General features: G+C 70.4%; 14 protein-coding genes. 8 read left to right on the plus strand and 6 right to left on the minus strand.

What is annotated here, in order from left to right; genetic code table 11:
* The 5 genes from D7Y13_RS11970 to D7Y13_RS11990 all read left to right on the plus strand — a co-directional run.
* Positions 1-1450, plus strand: a 1450-nt coding sequence (locus tag D7Y13_RS11970) for a hypothetical protein (RefSeq protein ID WP_120630681.1), incomplete at its 5' end; no start/stop codon positions are given.
* Positions 1447-4725, plus strand: coding sequence for a tetratricopeptide repeat protein (locus tag D7Y13_RS11975; protein ID WP_120533670.1), 3279 nt, complete (start codon positions 1447-1449; stop codon positions 4723-4725). The genes D7Y13_RS11970 and D7Y13_RS11975, both read left to right, overlap by 4 nt.
* Positions 4722-5225 carry a hypothetical protein gene (locus D7Y13_RS11980; protein WP_233595574.1) on the plus strand — a complete coding sequence of 168 codons (504 nt, stop codon included), beginning with the start codon at positions 4722-4724 and terminating at the stop codon, positions 5223-5225. The genes D7Y13_RS11975 and D7Y13_RS11980 overlap by 4 nt, the downstream gene beginning before the upstream one ends.
* Positions 5222-5860, plus strand: coding sequence for a hypothetical protein (locus D7Y13_RS11985; RefSeq protein ID WP_120533669.1), 639 nt, complete (start codon positions 5222-5224; stop codon positions 5858-5860). Before D7Y13_RS11980 ends, D7Y13_RS11985 begins: the two co-directional genes overlap by 4 nt.
* The gene (locus tag D7Y13_RS11990; protein ID WP_120583840.1) at positions 5860-7773 is read left to right on the plus strand and encodes a tetratricopeptide repeat protein; all 1914 of its coding nucleotides are present in this window, start codon (positions 5860-5862) and stop codon (positions 7771-7773) included. Before D7Y13_RS11985 ends, D7Y13_RS11990 begins: the two co-directional genes overlap by 1 nt.
* Positions 7774-7937: 164 nt before the next feature.
* Here D7Y13_RS11990 and D7Y13_RS11995 read toward each other — a convergent pair whose 3' ends face one another.
* The 4 genes from D7Y13_RS11995 to D7Y13_RS12010 all read right to left on the minus strand — a co-directional run bounded on the left by D7Y13_RS11995 (position 7938) and on the right by D7Y13_RS12010 (position 11649).
* Positions 7938-8690 carry a hypothetical protein gene (locus tag D7Y13_RS11995; RefSeq protein ID WP_120583841.1) on the minus strand — a complete coding sequence of 251 codons (753 nt, stop codon included), beginning with the start codon at positions 8688-8690 and terminating at the stop codon, positions 7938-7940.
* Between the two features lie 29 nt (positions 8691-8719).
* On the minus strand, positions 8720-10366 hold the full coding sequence (locus D7Y13_RS12000) for a hypothetical protein (RefSeq protein ID WP_233595575.1): 1647 nt from the start codon (positions 10364-10366) through the stop codon (positions 8720-8722).
* A 133-nt stretch (positions 10367-10499) separates the two neighbouring features.
* Complete coding sequence (locus D7Y13_RS12005; RefSeq protein ID WP_120533666.1) at positions 10500-10988, minus strand: hemerythrin domain-containing protein; 489 nt, start codon at positions 10986-10988, stop codon at positions 10500-10502.
* A 16-nt stretch (positions 10989-11004) separates the two neighbouring features.
* Positions 11005-11649, minus strand: coding sequence for a hypothetical protein (locus tag D7Y13_RS12010; protein ID WP_120533665.1), 645 nt, complete (start codon positions 11647-11649; stop codon positions 11005-11007).
* Between the two features lie 56 nt (positions 11650-11705).
* Between D7Y13_RS12010 and D7Y13_RS12015 the strand changes: the two genes are divergently transcribed.
* The 3 genes from D7Y13_RS12015 (at position 11706) to D7Y13_RS12025 (ending at position 14272) form a co-directional block, all read left to right on the plus strand.
* On the plus strand, positions 11706-12548 hold the full coding sequence (locus D7Y13_RS12015; RefSeq protein WP_199732778.1) for an LEA/WHy family protein: 843 nt from the start codon (positions 11706-11708) through the stop codon (positions 12546-12548).
* 14 nt (positions 12549-12562) lie between these two features.
* Positions 12563-13261 carry a leucyl/phenylalanyl-tRNA--protein transferase gene (aat, locus tag D7Y13_RS12020; RefSeq protein ID WP_120533663.1) on the plus strand — a complete coding sequence of 233 codons (699 nt, stop codon included), beginning with the start codon at positions 12563-12565 and terminating at the stop codon, positions 13259-13261.
* 96 nt (positions 13262-13357) lie between these two features.
* The gene (locus D7Y13_RS12025; RefSeq protein ID WP_120533662.1) at positions 13358-14272 is read left to right on the plus strand and encodes a hypothetical protein; all 915 of its coding nucleotides are present in this window, start codon (positions 13358-13360) and stop codon (positions 14270-14272) included.
* 30 nt (positions 14273-14302) lie between these two features.
* On the opposite strand, the gene D7Y13_RS12030 is transcribed toward D7Y13_RS12025, so the two are convergent.
* Together D7Y13_RS12030 and D7Y13_RS48660 are read right to left on the minus strand one after the other, a co-directional pair.
* Complete coding sequence (locus D7Y13_RS12030; RefSeq protein WP_120583843.1) at positions 14303-15322, minus strand: hypothetical protein; 1020 nt, start codon at positions 15320-15322, stop codon at positions 14303-14305.
* Positions 15323-15403: 81 nt separating this feature from the next.
* Positions 15404-16201, minus strand: a complete 798-nt coding sequence (locus D7Y13_RS48660; RefSeq protein ID WP_279637087.1) for a hypothetical protein — start codon at positions 16199-16201, stop codon at positions 15404-15406.
* Positions 16202-16255 lie beyond the last annotated feature (54 nt).

A 16255-nucleotide genomic window follows, 5' to 3' on the forward strand; every position in this document is an offset into this window, starting at 1 on the left:
CCCCACGGACGCGGGCACCGCCGCCGCGCCCGCCGGACCCGCCAAGGCCGCCGTGGCGGAGGCCCCGCCTCCCCCGCCCCAGAAGGTGCCGCCGGAGACCTTCGACAACGCCCTCAAGGCGTACTTCGACGGCAAGCCGCGCGACGCAGCGGGCCCGCTGTACGCGTGGCTCCAGGCCACGCCCCGCACGGACGACAACTACGCGTGGGGCCAGTACTTCCTCGCCAAGAGCCTCATCGACCTGGGCCTCACCCACGCGGGCGCCACGTACCTGGCGCGCATCGCCCGCGAGCGCACCAACCCCAACGTGCTGCCGCGCGCGCTGGACGCGCTCAAGGACCTGACGGACCGGCCTCACGACGAGGTGATGATCGACGAGCAGGTCTTCGGCGCGCTGGACCTGGGCTTCCTGCCGGAGGAGACGGGCGCGTACGCGCACTACCAGCAGGGCCTGGTGGACCTGCGCGTGGGCAACGAGCGCTGGGCCGGCACGCACTTCTCCAAGCTGCCGGAGACGAGCGCAGAAGCGAGCCGCGCGAAGTTCGCCCTGCTCGTCACCCGCTTGAAGCAGGTGAAGGATCCACCGGATGAGATGGTGAAGGACTTCCTGTCGCTGTCCGAGGACGAGAAGCTCACCCGCGAGTCTCGCAACGAGGCCGCCCTCGCGGTGGCCCGCCTGCGCTACGAGCGCAAGGACTATCCCGGAGCGCTGGACGCGTACGGCAAGGTGAAGCTGCCGCAGTTGGATCCGGGCCGCGCGAGCCTCTACCTGGAAGAGGCGTGGACCCGCTACAAGCTGGGCGACCTGCGCGCGTCCCTGGGCATCCTCACCACCCTGGACGCGCCGTCCTTCCGCGACGAGTTCCTGCCGGACAAGTACCTGCTGCGCGCGCTCATCTTCCGCGACCTGTGCCACTACCTGCCCGCCAAGCGCGCGGCGAAGGAGCTGACGCGCCGGTACGCGGACTCGCTGGAGTCCGTGCGCGCCCGCGACGACCTGAGCCAGGACGTGCGCCTGCGCCGCGCCGCCAACTCGCACGGCGGCACGAAGCGCGCCGCCCGGTTCGTGGCCCTGCTGGACCTGGAGGGAGAGCGCCTGGGCCGCTACGCCGGCAGCTTCGGCGACCGGCTCTTCGGGCACCTGACGCGGCTGTATGACCTGACCCACGCGGAGGGCGTGCGCGTGTACGACGCCCGGCTCGCGGAGGCCGTGCGCCAGGAGGCGGACACGCTGTTGCGCGCCGCCGAACAGGTGCGCCTGATGGAGTACGAGGTGGGCCTGAAGCTGTACGAGCGCGTGAAGAAGGGCGCCCAGGTGGTCGCCGCCGAGGAAGAGGAAATGCTGTCCCCCGCGCAGGTCGCCTTCCGCTTCGACAACGAATACTGGAACGACGAGCTCAAGTCCTACCGGGTCCGCATCGAGAGCCGTTGCATCGAGGAAACCCCATGACCGGCCCGTTCACCGGCCTCATCACCGCCGCGATGCTCGCGGCCGCAGCTCCTGGCGCCGCCGGCCGCGTCGGGCCCAACCTCAACCCCATCGTCTCCAAGGCGAAGGAGCGCGACGAGCTCATCACCAAGCTCAAGCGCGACATCTTCAAGGTGGACCGCTCCATCGGGGAGACGGAGAAGCTCATCTCCAAGAGCCGCAACGCCCCGTACCTCCCGGACCTGCAGTTCCGGCTGGCGGAGCTGTACGTGGAGAAGAGCCGCTACGTGTACTACCTCCAGGCCGAGGAGCGGCCGGAGGGCGCGTCGGGCGCCATCGTCTCCCCGGAGACGCGCCTGATGAAGCAGAAGGCGGTGCAGATGTACTACCGCCTGCTGCGCGAGTACCCGGACTTCAAGGACGGCGACCAGGTGACGTTCTACCTGGCGCACGAGCAGCGCGAACTGGGCCAGTTCGACGAGATGCTCAAGACGCTGGGGGATTTGACGCGCAAGTTCCCCAACAGCCCGCTGCGGCTGGAAGCCGAACAGATTCTCGGCGACCACTTCTTCGACAAGGCGGACCTCGTCGAGGCGGAGCGGCACTACCAGGCCATCCTGGAGCTGCCGCCGTCGCCGGTGCACGACCTGGCCCGCTACAAGATGGGCTGGATCCGCGTGAACCAGGCCAAGCACGCGGAGGCCGTCACGTTCTTCGAGGCGGCGGCCGCCAGCGCGCCCCTGCCCGGCGTGGACGTGAAGAAGGCGCTCAACGTCAAGCGCGAGGCGCTGCTGGACCTCGTGTACAGCTACACGGAGGCCAAGCCCCCCAAGGGCGCGCTCAACTACTTCGAGAAGCTCAGCGACAGCCGCGCCACGTACGCGCTCGCGCTGGACAAGCTGGGCAACCGCTACTTCATCAAGCAGCAGTACGAGTGGGCCATCCCCACGCTGCGCAAGCTGATGGAAGTGCAGCCGGATCCGGAGCTGGACCTGGAGCGCGGCCAGAAGCTGTACGACTCGCTCAAGGCCGCCAAGGGCAAGGTGGTGCCGGAGCCGGAGGACATCCGCTTCCTGGTGCGCGCCGCGGTGCAGAGCAAGACGGACCCGGAGCTCGCGGACACGGACCGCAAGAAGCAGCTCGTGGAGCTGGAGGAGATGGCGCGCGACCTGTCCACCCAGGTGCACCTGGCCGCGCAGAAGAAGGACGAGCGCGACCTGTACGTGAAGGCCGCGCAGGCCTACCGCGAGTACCTGGGGCTGTTCCGGCCGGACCAGTACGTGCGTCCCATCATGAAGAACCGCGCGGACGCGCTCTTCGCGGCCAAGGAGTTCCCGGACGCCGCGCGCCAGTTCGAGGAGCTGGCCCGCTACGAGGACAAGGCCAAGGCCAAGGACGACAAGGCGGTGGACGCGGCCATGTACGGCGCGCTGCTGGCCCACTTCTCCACGCTCAAGCCGGAAGAGGCCCTCAAGCGCAACGCCTTTGAAGTCGCCGACGCGCGGCAGGCCCTGAAGCTCCTGGGCGCCAACTACGTGTCGCGCTACCCGCAGAGCCCGCATGTGCTGGACGTGAAGTTCAACATCGCGCGCGCCTACTACGAGGACGGCGACTACCCGAAGGCGTCGGAGCTGTTCACCGCGTTCGCGCTGGCGCATCCGCAGTACAAGGACGCGCCCGTGGCCGGCAACCTGGCGCTGGACAGCCTGCGGCAGGTGAACGACTTCAAGAAGCTGGACGAGACGGGGCGCAAGTTCCTCGCGTCGTCGCTGCCGGCCAACTTCCGCGGGGAGGTGCAGAAGATCCTCACGCAGAGCAAGTCCGAGGCGCTGGACGAGCTGGCCCTGCAGAGCGCGCAGGAGACGGGCGACGTCATCTCCGGTCTGATGAAGGTCGCGGACGAGAACAAGAACACCGACATCGGCGAGAAGGCGCTCTATGGCGCGTTCACCGCGGCGCGCGAGAAGCGCGACCTGCCCCGCGAGCGCGAGCTGGGCACGAAGCTGGTGCAGTCCTATCCGAAGAGCCAGTACCTGTCGGACGTGCTCCTGACGCTGGGTCGGCACTCGGCCGAAGCGGCGGCCTTCACGGAAGCGGCTGGCTGGTTCGAACAGGTGGGCCAGAAGCTGGGCGGCGACCTGGCGGCGGTGGACGGCTGGATGGCCGGCGCGCGGCTGCGGCTGGCGCTGGGTGAGTACAAGGAAGCGTCCCGCAACCTGGAGACGGCGGCGGAAGCGGCCGGTGCTCGCAAGGGCGAGGTGCTGTCGCTGCTCGCGGAGACGCGCCTGAAGCAGAAGGACTACGCGCGGGCGAAGTCGACCGCGGAGTCCGCGCTGCGGCTGGACAAGAACAACGTGGCGGCCGCCGCGGTGCTCGCCGAGGTGCAGGCGGCGACCGCGCCCACGGCGAGCCCCGACGCGCTCATCACCACCCTCACCGCCGCGGTGCAGGGTCCCAACGGCCAGTCGGAAGAGGCGGCCAAGGGGCTGTGGTACCTGGGGGAGATCCTCTACCGCGGCTACAAGGACCTGCCCGCCGACAAGGTGGAGGAGAAGGTCGCCGCGCTCCAGGCCATGGAGGGCGTGTACACGCAGGCCGCGTCGCTCGGGTATCCGGAGTGGGCGGTGGCGTCGCTGTGGAAGATTGCCCTCGCGTACGGCCACATCGCGGACGTGGTGGACCAGACGCCGGTGCCGGGCGGACTGTCCGCCGCGGAGACCAAGCAGTTCCAGGACGCGGTGAAGCAGCAGGTGGGACCGCTCAAGGCGCGCTCGGACGACGCCTTCAAGGCGTGCCTGTCCCGCGCGGAGTCGCTGGAGGTCTTCAACGCGGCGGTCCTGGGCTGCCGCAACCGCACGGACGTGGCCTCGCTGCCCGTGCCTGCGCCGGCCGCGCCCACGCAGCCGGCGGCGCTGGAGGACCTGCGCAAGAAGGCGGAGAAGGTGCTGTCCGCCGAAGCGCTGGAGGCCCTGGGCATGGGCTACCTGGACGCGCACCAGTACGGCATGGCGCAGCTCACCTTCGGCCGCGTGACGGAGCTGCAGGACACGCGCGCCTCCGCGCACGCCGCGCTGGGCTGGGCCATGCTCAACCTGGGCGACGCGATGGGCGCCCGGGCCGCGTACGCCAAGGCGCTGGAAGCGGACCCCACCTACGACAAGGCCCGCCTCAACCTGGCCGCGCTGCGCTGCCGCTTCGGCGACACGGACGGCGCGCGCCGCGAGCTGGCCGTGCTCAAGGACATGGGCACGCTCAACGGTCCGGACGTGGACGCGGGCTGGAAGGCGTGCAAGTGAGCGCGCGCCTTCGCTTCATCGCTCCGGCGCTGTTCGCGCTCGCCGCCGCCGCGTGTGGCGACGGCGAGGGCGGCGCGCTGGAGGGCAGCGTGACGCCGCTGTTGGACCTGCGCTATCAGCGGGCCGAGGCGCGGCTGGCGGAGGGCTCGCTGGCGGTGAGTTTCGTCGAGACGCAGGGCACCGGGCAGGACGTGGTGCTCAAGGTGAGCGCGCGCGTGGCGGACATGCTGCCGGAGGACCCGGAGTACGCGGGCTCGCTGGACATCGACCTGGCCGAACCCCTGGAGGACGGCTCGCAGCGGGGCAGCGTGGACCGCAGCGTGCTGGATGAGCCGGTGCGCCCCTTCCCGCTGCTGGCGCGCGGCAACCTCTTCGTGAAGTCCCTTCCGAAAACCCCCGGTGACCGCGTGTCGGGCGAGTTCAACGTGACCTTCGTCAACGGCACCGACGTCTACTCCGGCCGCACCATCTTCGGCCGCTTCGAGGCGACCGCTCCATGAAGCGCACCCTGCTGTTAAGCCTGACCCTCCTGGCCTCCGCCTGCGGCCCGCGCTACGGCATGCGCGTGCCGGACTCGCTGGTGCAGAAGCTGCCGTACGAGACGCGCATCGAACTGCTGGAGTCGGAGAACGACCTGGCGCTGGCCATCGACCGCGTGGACGAGGCGGACAACGAGGTCAACCGCGCGCGGGAGAACATCCGCCGGGCGAAGTCCCGCCAGGAGGCCGCCGAGGACGAGGAGGACCGCGCCCCGGACGCGTCGTCGCGCGAGGTGGCGCAGCTGGCCATCGCGGAGTCCGAGTCCCGCGTGGAGTTCCTGCGCGCGCACCAGCGCCTCAACGTGGGCCTGCGCGACGTGGAGAAGCTGGCGCTGCGGTGCGCGTTCGCGAAGTTCGAGCTGGCGCGACTCACCGCGGCACGCAAGGCGAAGGTGCAGGGCAGTGAACGCCTGGAGGTCAAGGAGTACGAGGAGCAGGTGTCCGAGTGTGAAGCGGCCGTGAAGGAAGAGCGCGCGGCGCTTGCGGAGGACACCAAGGAAGCGCAGACCGCGAAGGAAGCCTGGGAAACGAAGAAAGCCGCCCTCGCAAAGAAGACCTTCGACGCACGCGCCAGCCCCTACGTGGAGAACCTGTGATGACGAACGCCACCGTCCTCATCCTCCAGTTGCTCGCTGCCCAGGCCCCGGCTCCGCAGGCCGCGCCTCCAGAGAAGCCCGCCATCGCCGCCCCGCGCGCGGACAAGCTGCCGGACGACCCGGACGCGCTCTACAAGCTGGGCACGGCCTTCCTGTCGCAGAACCAGCCGCGCCGCGCGGTGGCCCCGCTGACGAAGCTGGTGAGCCTGACGCCGGACGGCGCGCCGGCGAGGGTGGCCCTGGCGCGCGCCCTGCGGCTGTCGGGTGACGTGGACAAGGCGAAGGCGGTGCTGGACGCGGCGCTGGCGGCCCTGCCGGAAGAGGCCACGCTGCGCTCGGAGCGCGGCCTGCTGGCGCGCATCCAGGACGACACGGACGAGGCCATCACCCAGTACTCGGTGGCGACGGAGCTGGCGCCGCAGGACGCGGAGCTGCGCTTCAACCTGGGAGAGGTGCTCCAGCGCGCCAACCGCACGGACGACGCCATCGAGGCGTACCGCGAGGCGCTGAAGCTGGACGGCACGCTGCAGGTCGCGCGGTTGAACCTGGGCAAGGCGCTGGCGGAGAAGGGCCAGAACGCGGAGGCCAAGGAGACGCTGCGCGAGGTGCTGCGCCAGAACGCCGGCGACGCGGAGGCGCACTACAACCTGGGCGTCATCCTGATGCGGGAGAACGACGCGACGGGTGCGTTCGCGGAGTATCAGGCCGCCATCAAGGCGGACCCCAAGCACGCGCGGGCGCAGAACAACCTGGGCGTGGTGCTGGACGGCCAGGGCAACGCGCGCAAGGCGGCGGAGGCCTTCACGCGCGCCATCGCGTTGGATCCGAAGTACGCGGAGGCGCACTTCAACCTGGGGCTCTCGTGCTTCCAGTTGGGGGAGAACGCGAAGGCGACGCGCGCGTTCGAGAAGGCGCTGCTCTTGGAGCCCCGCCGTTCGAGCGGCCCGTACACGCAGCTGGGCCTGCTCTACCTCGCGCAGGGCAAGAAGACGCAGGCGGTGTCCGCGTTCCAGAAGGCCATCGAGAAGAGCGCCGACGACGGCAAGAAGACGACGGAGGCGTACCAGGGGCTCGCGCGCGCGTACCTGGGGCTGGGCAAGGTGGACGAGGCGGTGGCCACGCTGAAGACGGCGGTGGAGACCTTCCCGGACGAGCCCGGCACCCGCTCCGGCTACGGCGACGCGCTCCGGGCCAAGGGCGACCTGGACGGCGCCATCGCGCAGTACACGGAGAGCCTGAGGCTCGCGCCCACGACGGAGAACCGGCTGGTGCTCGCGGAGGCCTACGCGAAGAAGCACGTGGGCGCGCAGGCGCGGCCCCTCTACGAGGCGGTGCTCAAGGAGGATCCGAACCACCGCGGGGCGAAGCTGGGACTCGCGGACCTGCTGCTGGCCATGGGCGACTACGTGGCGGCGGAGAAGCTGTTGACGCCCGCCGCGGGCGAGGAGCCGGACACGGGCGCGCTCGCGCGGCTGGGCATCCTGCACTCGCGGCGCGGGCGGCCGGACCTGGCCGTGCCGGAGCTGGAGCTGGTGGTGGCGAAGGACCCCGCGCAGTTGGAGGCGCGCGCGGAGCTGGGCTTCCTGTACCTGCGTGGCGGTGACGAGTCCAAGGCGGTGCAGGTGCTGAGCGACCTGTTGGCCGTGGAGCCGCGCAACTCGCTGGGTCTGCTGTACCTGGGCCACACGCTGTACCGGCAGGGCAAGCCGAAGGACGCGGAGAAGTCCTTCCGGGGCGCGTCGCAGGTGGATCCCGTCGCGGGTGAGCCGCACTTCGCGCTGGCGCAACTGTTGGAGTCCACGGGCCGCAAGGACGAAGCGAAGAAGGAGTACGCGGAGGCGGTGCGGCTCCAGCCCGACCACGCGGACGCGAAGACGGCGTTGCAGAAGCTCGTCGCCTCCGACGTGCCTTGACGTTTCAGCCGGGAAGCTTCCCTGCTCCTGGAGTCGTTCCCTCCAGGAGGAGGCACGTCATGAAGGGCGGCGGACTCCGTGTCGCTCAACCTGGGGACGGCGTCGTTCTCGTTCGGCGCGCGCGTGCGCGTGACGCTCGCGGAGCTGAGCATTGAGCCAGCGGCTCACTCGCGGGCCCGCATGAAGCCTTCGGGCAGCGGCGGGCCCGTGGGCGTGGGCCGGGGTCCTTCCACGGGCGTGCGGCCAAAGCGGTAGCGGGCCTCCGCGTGGACGCCGAAGGCTTCGCCCTCCGCGCTCGCCAGCAGCACGAGGTCTTCTTCGGGACTCGTGCCTTCGGGGAGCGCCAACGTCCAGGGGACCTCCTGGACGTCCACGCCCAGCACGATGGGCGACGAGGGCCCGTCCTGGAGGAGGGTTCGCGACGGCACGCGCAGCGACACCTCCACCGGCGCGGTGAAGCCCGGGCTGCGCTCCAGCCGGGCGATGAGCTTCACCGTGCCCGCGCTGGATTCCACCACCCGCCAGGAGACGTGCAGGGGCGCGGGGACGCGGGCCGTGGTCGCGGGCAGGGTCGGCGGAGGCTGGAGGTCGTCCGCCTCCGTGGCTTCTTCACCTGGGGCCTGTGCGAGCACCGTGATGGGCGGAGATGAGACAGGGGCGTTCGTCTTCACCGGAGCGGCCTTGGGGTGCTGGCCTGTGCGTGACGGCGTGTCCCGTGACAAGTCCGGGTGGGCAGTCGCCCCGGTGGCGTGAGCGGAAGCACGGGGGGCCTGGGCGCTTCGGTGGGGCACCTCTTCGGTGGGAGTCGACAGGTCGGAAGCACGGGGCAACTTCTTGCGCCGCACGCGGTCCACGCCCGAAGCCATCCCCGCAGACAGCGCTCCGATGAGGGCCAGGGCCAGCACGGCCCCTGCCATCCGTCTTCGAAACTTCGAGCGTGGCAGCTTCATGGGCACAGGGGCTCGTGGCTGGGATAGGGGAAGGCGATGGTGGGCTCGGTCGCCGCGTCCACCCGGGCACTGGGGAAGCCCGTGCACACCAACGCATCCAGGAAGTCCGCGAGGCACGGTGACGGCTTGCCCGTGTCCACCACCTCCGAGAGCACGCCCCGCTCATCCCGGCTCCAGGTGTGTCGGGTGTAGCCGCGCGCCCAGGGGGCACGGTTCATCGCGGGCGAGGAGAGCGCGTCGTACAGCGGCTGGCTTGACGCGGTGCTGGTGGCCGCGCGGTAGAGGATGGCCGCCACTTCGTTCTCATCCACGGACTGGAGCAGGCCGTCCTCCGGATGGGGCCGGGGCCAGGCGCTCACCGACGAAGCACGCGCGGACAGGTCCACCCAGAACATCGTCCCGCCCTGCCGGTCGTAGTAGCGCGGACTGCGTCGGGCATCGGCGCTGAACCATGTGGCCCAGCCCTCGCTCCACGCCTGTCCCGGGAAGGTGGGCACGCCCACGTAGTGCGGGCCACCTTCGTCGGGGCTGGTGCCCCGGCTGGCCATCACCCAGTGCCCCAGCTCATGCATCACCATCGCGTCCGACCACCACGCCGCATCCGAGTCCCCGGGCAGCCATACCTGCGCGTCCCACCTGCGCCCCACCGCCTTCACGGGCCAGCGCGCGAAGCACGCACCGCACGACCAGGACGTGCCGAAGCCCAGCCACGCCACCACGGGCAATCCGTCCTTCCCACCGTAGCGCTCGCGCATCCGGCGCCACGCCGTGCCCAACACGTCGAACACGGCCGCCGCACCTGAACCCTCGGGCTCGGTGAGGGTGAAGGACGACTGTTGCGACAGCTCGCGCGTCGTGCGCGTCCAGCTCCAGATGCGGGCCGCTTCGCCCGGCGGCGTCTGCACCCGTTGCTCGCCAGGAAGGCCCGGGTCCGCCACCGCGTAGGCCACCGCGCCGTCGCGCCCCTGCCCCGCCGCGTACACGACGATGCGGTCGTCATCGGCGGAGGACGCGGACACCTTCAACGTGTAGCGGCCCGCTTCGTCCGTCACCTGCGAGTCCAGCAGCGTGTCGCCCTGGAAGGACACGATGAGGAAACCCCGAGCGGGGACGAGCTCCGTCTCGGAGGTCCACGTCCGGAACGCCGCATCCGGGAAGCGGCGGGCGTAGTGCACCGCACCGCTCAGCGTGGGGCCCGGTGCGCCGCAGAAGCCCCGGCCCGGCGCGGCTTCGCAGCCGGCGTCACAGGCGCGCGCGGCCCACTGGCCGCTCGTGCACACCTCCCACGTCCGAGCCTCCGTGCAGCGCGAGACGCCATCGACGCACGCAAGCCCCGCGACACAGGCGACCGTGGGCGTCTCGACACAGGCGGAGTCCTCGCCGCAGTCTTCCCGGTGCACGGCGCCGCCTTCACACCGCTCCAGCACTCGGGGCCCCAGACACCGGCCCTGCGAGGGAAGCTGATCACACGCCAGCGCGGGCCGGAGCGCTTCGTCGGGCAGGCTGGAGACACAGGCCGCGCAGGCCGCGCCCTCACAGTCGCGAGCACAGGGCGTCAGCTCCACGCCGGAGTCACAGCCCAGGCCCACGAACGCCCAGACGAACACCCATGTCAGCCACCGCGCCAGAAGCCCGCGTCCCACCTGGAGGAAACCTCTTTCAAGCCAGCGCGCCACACCGTGGCTGGATGCGCGGCGAGGACACCACGCACGGTGCACTGTGAGCAGAGGCAGGCGGCCTACGCCCTCCCTGCTCGCTCGCTCATCCCTCCAGTCATCAACGTACGGGAGGCTCCGCGCGCGCGAGGAACGCGGCCAGCAATGCCTGTCGCTCCGTAGCGTCCAGCACCGCATCCAGCGCGGGAAACAGGTACGTCTCCTCGCGCAGCGAGTGGTGGTGCTCCAGGTGCTTGAACGTGCTCTCCATGTCGAACACCCGCAGCACCGCGCGGCGGTAGTCCGGCGCCGCCGGATCCAGGGCGTCCACCGCGTCCTGACACTTCACCAGCAGTTCGAGCATGCGCTGGTGCTCACCGGTGAAGAGCTCCGGCGCGGCCCCGCGAATCCTTCCGGCCCGGGGCAGCTCGGGCAGCAGCAACGCCTCCTCCGCCTCCAGGTGCCGCGTGAGGTCCTCGCGGTAACGCGACAGCCGCTCACGGGCCACCGGCAGGTCCATGCCCATCAGCGCTTCCTGATGCAGCAGGAACAGCTCCTCCAGTTCGCGGTGGAGCGCGCCAAGGCTGACGAAGTCGGAGGGCACGGACATCGCTCGCGACGCGCCTTCAGTGCACCTTGTCGTCGCGGGCGACCGTCTCACGGACCACGCGGGGACGCGGCGTCACCATGCGGGCCACGCCGGAGAAGAGCTGGTCCTCCGTGTAGACCTTGCGCACGCGGCGCTTCGCCATGCGCGGGTGATACGCGGGGCCCGGACGCTCCAGCCATTGCAGCACGCGCACCTCACCCGAGTGGGCCAGGGCGGCGAGCAGCGCCTCCGGACACACCTTGAGGTAGCGCCGCACCAGGGGCCGCAGCCGGCGACCGAAATCATCTCCCAGCTTCGCGTGGCGGCGGCCCGCGTGCAGCGTGCCGTCGAAGCGGCGCGACATGTGGAAGAGCTCGTGCATCAGCGTCTCCAGCCGCGCCTTCGCCGTGGAGCCCCGGAAGAAGAGAGGCCGCAGGGTGATGCAGTACAGCATCCGCCGACCCCGGATGCGCACCACCGGCTTGCGCCGGCCCGCCTTGTCGATGCTCTTGCCGCCCTTGAAGCACAGCGGCTTCACCGTGCCGCGCGACGCGCGCCGGGCCTCGCCCGCGACCACCAGGATGCGGCCCACCTTCACGTGCCGGAACTCGGGCATGCGGGCGGCGATGTCCCGGATGAGGGAGCGCAGGGTCCGGTTGAAGTTGGGACGTCGGGGAGCCACGGTTGGTGGACAGTCTAGCGGAAAACCCCTTGGGGCCAGCCCCCCGCCTCCCCAGAATGTCCAACGTGAATCGCTCGACCTGCCGGCTGTCCGTGGTGTCCTTGGTGTTCGCCCTCCTCGCCGGGTGTGCTTCCGCCCCGGTTCGCTCCGGCGGCCCCCCCGCCCTCACGGCGCAGGAGACCGCCGTGGTGTCCCAGGGACTCACCGATGCCACGGTGCGCTACACCGGCCAGGTGACGGGCACCGCCAACGGCGTGATTGAGCGCGCCGACTACGAGCTGGTCTCCGACGGGCAGGTCATCAAGACGGGCACCGCGAAGCTGGGCATCCCGTTCGCGCCGGGCACGCCCGCGGACTTCTCCTTCGAGGAGCGCTCCTCCTACGTGAAGAGCCCCGAGGACCTCACCCGCCTGAGCGCCCAGGGCGGCACGGTGCTCATCGCCCTGCGCGGCACGCTGGTGGTGCGCACGGGCGACACCGAGGACACCCTGCCCTTCGCCGCCAGCCGCGCCGTGCGCGTGCCCCGGCTGCCGGAGGTCATCGTGGAGGGCCTGGACGGCGCGCGCTATTCGCCCGAGGAGGTGCAGATCAACCTGCGCCTGGGCGTGCGCAACCCGAACCCGTTCCCGCTGCGGCTCGACTCGCTGACCTACCAGGTCTTCGTGGTGGACAAGCCGCTGGAGGAGGGCACCGTCGCCCAGGCGGACACGGTGGATGCGTCCGCGACGGGCGTGTACCCGGTGGAGGTGTCGGTGACGCAGCAGACCTGGGGTCCGGGCGTCAAGGCGCTCATCGCCAAGGGAACCCTGCCCTACAGCGTGAAGGGCGAGGTGAAGGGCCCGATGCTGCAACTGCCCTACACCCTGAAGGGTGACGTGAAGCTCAACGTGTCCCGCTAGACTGGGGCGCGCAAGTGCCCATCTACCTGTTGAGCGATGACGAGCCGGAGCTGTTTCCCCCTCCGGGCAAGGCGGACAAGAGCGGTCTACTCGCGGTGGGCGGAGACCTGCGCCCGGAGCGCTTGGTGGCCGCCTACTCGCAGGGCATCTTCCCCTGGTACAGCGAGGGGCAGCCCATCCTGTGGCACTCGCCCGACCCACGCTTCGTGCTGGAGCCGGCGAAGGTCCACGTGGGCCGCTCGCTGCGCAAGGTGATGAACCGGGGCACGTACACCGTGCGCTACGACACGGCGTTCGCGAAGGTCATCGACGCGTGCTCGCGCGTGCACCGGCCGGGGCAGGACGGCACGTGGATCACCGACGCCATGAAACAGGCGTACATCACGCTGCACGAGCTGGGGCTGGCGCACTCGGTGGAGGCGTGGGACGACGAGGTGCTGGTGGGTGGGCTGTACGGCGTGTCACTGGGCGCCGCGTACTTCGGGGAGAGCATGTTCGCGCTCGCGCCGGATGCGTCCAAGGTCGCGTTCGCCACGGCGGTGGAGCGCTTCCGGGGCTGGGGCTTCCACCTCATCGACTGCCAGGTGGAGACGGAGCACCTGGAGCGCTTCGGCGCGGAGTCCTGGCCGCGCAAGCGCTTCCTGACTGCGCTGAAGGAAGCGCTGAAGGAACCCACCCGGCGGGGCTCCTGGACGGAAGCCGGGCCTACGTAGCCGGGCTGTGCGAACCGGAGCGGACTTTTGAAGTCCTGGTGAACACAAAAACACCTCCGTAGACTGCCGGCTCCCCCACGCCTGGAGCCGCTGCGGATGGATGTCCACTACACCTGGATTGGCCCACCGCCGACGGACCGTCAGCGGGACATCGACGAGCCGAAGCGGCTGGCGGCCCGTGTGGGAACGGGCGTGAAGATCTACTTCTGGTGCCTCGACGCGCAGGTCGCGGCGTACACGCGGGACTTCGCCGCGCACCCGAACGTCACCGTGCGGGGGATGCAGGCGTTCCTGGCGGGGGCCTCGAAGACGGCCTACCGCTGGTACTACTGGTACAAGGAATCCGACGACTGGGCGGTCGCGGCAATGACAGACATCCTCAACTGGGGATTGGCCCTGGCGACGCCGCCCTCCTACCGCGCGTTCGTGAAGGACGCGTGGTCGCTCTTCCTCATGTACACCTGGGGCGGCTACGTGCTGGACGCGGGCGTGGGTCCGCACGGCGGCGGCGCGTTCGCGCTCCCGGAGCCCACGGCCTTCATGAGCCCGTCGCTGACCCAGGACGACGCGCTGATGATGCGCCGCTTCACGTTGTCGCGGCTCACGGGGTGGCAGGCGCAGGGTGACGTGACGCTCAACGACACGCGCGCGGACGAGGTCTGCGAAGCGATGCACTACGGCGCGGCGGACGACGGCGAGTCGGAGATGTGTCCCCAACTGGAGGTCTGGATGCTGGCCAGCCCCCGTTATTCGAAGGGGGCCTGGGCGGCGCTGAAGCAGTACTGCGTCGTGTGGAAGGAGATGCAGCAGAACAACGAGCTGGTCAGCGCCAACGCGCCCCAGGTGTTCCGCTACCTCATCGCCGGCTCCGTCTACAACGGGCTGACGCACGGCAATAACGGCGCGGTGCCACGGACGTCCCTGTGGTTCTGCCAGAACGGGCAGAACGGCACGGTGGAAGTGCCGACCCTGAAACTACGCAAGACGTATCACGGCTCGAGCGCGCACTGAGCGGTGCGCGCCGAGGCCTTGGAGCCCCTGCTACTTCTTGCAGGGCGACAGGCTGCGCTTCGCGTGGATGAGGTCCTCTTCCGTGGGGCTGCCGTAGCGCACGGACTTGGGCGTCATCTTCGGCCTCGGCGCCTTCAACTGTTGGTAGTCGTACGCGTAGAACACGCCCATCTGCCGGCTCAGGATGTAGCGCAGGCCGTTGAAGTCCCAGAGCCCACCGAACAGCACGCCGCCCGGCTTCAGCTCCTGCAACGCCGTGCTCTCCGCGTGCCGGACGAACAACTTGGACAGGTCATCCGTGGCCCAGTTGCACGGGTTGCTGCCATTGCGGTGCAGATAGGACACCGTCAAATCAAACGCACCCGCCGAGTCCTCACCGCCCGTCACGCCGAAGTACTCCCACAGACGCGCGCACTCCGGCGCCGCACAGTCCTGCGGCGGCACGTGCTCCGCGTAGTCCGGCGGGAGGCCATCCGAATCCTTGCCCGTCTGACTGCGATTGGGCCGGCGCAGCCTGCACCCCGTGGGCTCGTCCTTCTGACGAAGCGCGACGGGCGTGCCCGACAGCCTTCCCGGCGGCAACAGCTCACACTCCACCGCCACCTCCGCCATCAGGTACGTCTGCCGGTCCTCGTCCGTGCCCATCCGCACCGCCCACCACGCGGTCGGCGTCGCCTTGCACGCCTTCGAGTCCGCCTTGCCGAACACCCAGAGCGGCACCTTCGTGTCGGGCGCCCCCAGCTTGCGCGCCATCTCCGCCGGCACCGGCTTCACCCCGGAACGGCTGCGCGCTCCCGCCTGGAAGAACTTGTCCTTGCCCGGGGGGATGATGGCCTGGTGCACCAGCCAGCCCAGCCGCTCGATTCCCACCAGCGCCATGGGCGTCATCGGCAGGAACTCCGGCTTCGCCGGGCAGCCCCGGTCCGGCTCCGGCATGTCCACCACAACCGCGTCGCCGTTGTCCTCATCCACCTGGGCCCGCGCGGCCATGGGCCACACCGCCAGCACCAGTCCCCACGTGAGCACCGCGCGCATCGCTCTCCCCGTCATCGTCGGACCTCCGCCTGAAGTCATACCGCAAGCGGACGCCTGGGCGGAGGACGTCCCGCCTCACGGGAAGCAGCCGGACGCTCAGCGCTTCTTCTTGCCCGGGACGGCCTTCGGCTTGCCCTTCACGGGCACCGTCCCCGCGTCCGGCGCCGGCACGTCCGACACCGTCGCGTCCACGGTGTCCTCCGGCGGGGACTCCGGCTTCGGGGGCGCTTCCACCTCCGCCCGATCCTCCAGCGGCACGCGGCCCACCGCGCGGTTGAACAACGCCCACAGCGCCTTGTGGTGCCCCGCCCGGTCCGTCTTGCCCGTCAGCACCAGCCCCGCGCCGCTGTAGCGCACCGCCAGCCCCGGCGGCATCCCCGCCGTGAAGTCCTCCAGCTGCGCCTGGAGCTGCGGCATGTCGAACGTCAGGTCCAGCTCCCGCGCCAGATACGCTTCCGTGCGCAGCAGCTCGCGCAGCGCCGTGCGGCACGCGGCGTCCTTCACCGTGGCCGTCAGCGACTTGTCCACGCCCTGCGTCGCCTTCAGGTCCGGACACGCCTTCTTCGCCGCCGCCAGTTGGGGCGCGAAGTTCTCCAGCTCCGTGGGCCCCACCGCCACGCGCCACACGGCGAAGCGCCCCTCCGCGTACAGCAGCATCATCGTGACGCCGGGCTTGTGGGCCGTCAGGAGCAGCTCGCCGCTGCCCGGCAGCGCCTCCGCCGACGCCACGGACGCGTCCTCCACCTCCGCCCAGTCCACGGCGGTCAGCTTCTGGAAGGTCTCCTTGCCCGGCTCCAGCGTCAGGGCCTGGTCCACCGGCCAGGCCAGGGCCGCCGTGGGAGCAGCCAGCAGGCCCAGCAGTCCGCCAATGACGTACATCCGACGTCCCCGCATGGTGGCCTCCGCCAGGGTGGTATGACCGTCTAGCACGGGATAAGAACGACGCCC

This window comes from Corallococcus praedator (genome assembly GCF_003612125.1).
Classification (GTDB): domain Bacteria; phylum Myxococcota; class Myxococcia; order Myxococcales; family Myxococcaceae; genus Corallococcus; species Corallococcus praedator.

Excerpts from the sequence above, each read along its gene's own strand:
- D7Y13_RS12015 (WP_199732778.1), top strand. The coding sequence starts at position 11,706 with ATGTCCAACGTGAATCGCTCGACCTGCCGGCTGTCCGTGGTGTCCTTG.
- D7Y13_RS48660 (WP_279637087.1), bottom strand. The coding sequence starts at position 16,201 with ATGCGGGGACGTCGGATGTACGTCATTGGCGGACTGCTGGGCCTGCTG.
- D7Y13_RS11990 (WP_120583840.1), top strand. The coding sequence starts at position 5,860 with ATGACGAACGCCACCGTCCTCATCCTCCAGTTGCTCGCTGCCCAGGCC.
- D7Y13_RS11995 (WP_120583841.1), bottom strand. The coding sequence starts at position 8,690 with ATGGCAGGGGCCGTGCTGGCCCTGGCCCTCATCGGAGCGCTGTCTGCG.
- D7Y13_RS12025 (WP_120533662.1), top strand. The coding sequence starts at position 13,358 with ATGGATGTCCACTACACCTGGATTGGCCCACCGCCGACGGACCGTCAG.
- D7Y13_RS12030 (WP_120583843.1), bottom strand. The coding sequence starts at position 15,322 with ATGACGGGGAGAGCGATGCGCGCGGTGCTCACGTGGGGACTGGTGCTG.
- D7Y13_RS11985 (WP_120533669.1), top strand. The coding sequence starts at position 5,222 with ATGAAGCGCACCCTGCTGTTAAGCCTGACCCTCCTGGCCTCCGCCTGC.
- D7Y13_RS12005 (WP_120533666.1), bottom strand. The coding sequence starts at position 10,988 with ATGTCCGTGCCCTCCGACTTCGTCAGCCTTGGCGCGCTCCACCGCGAA.
- D7Y13_RS11975 (WP_120533670.1), top strand. The coding sequence starts at position 1,447 with ATGACCGGCCCGTTCACCGGCCTCATCACCGCCGCGATGCTCGCGGCC.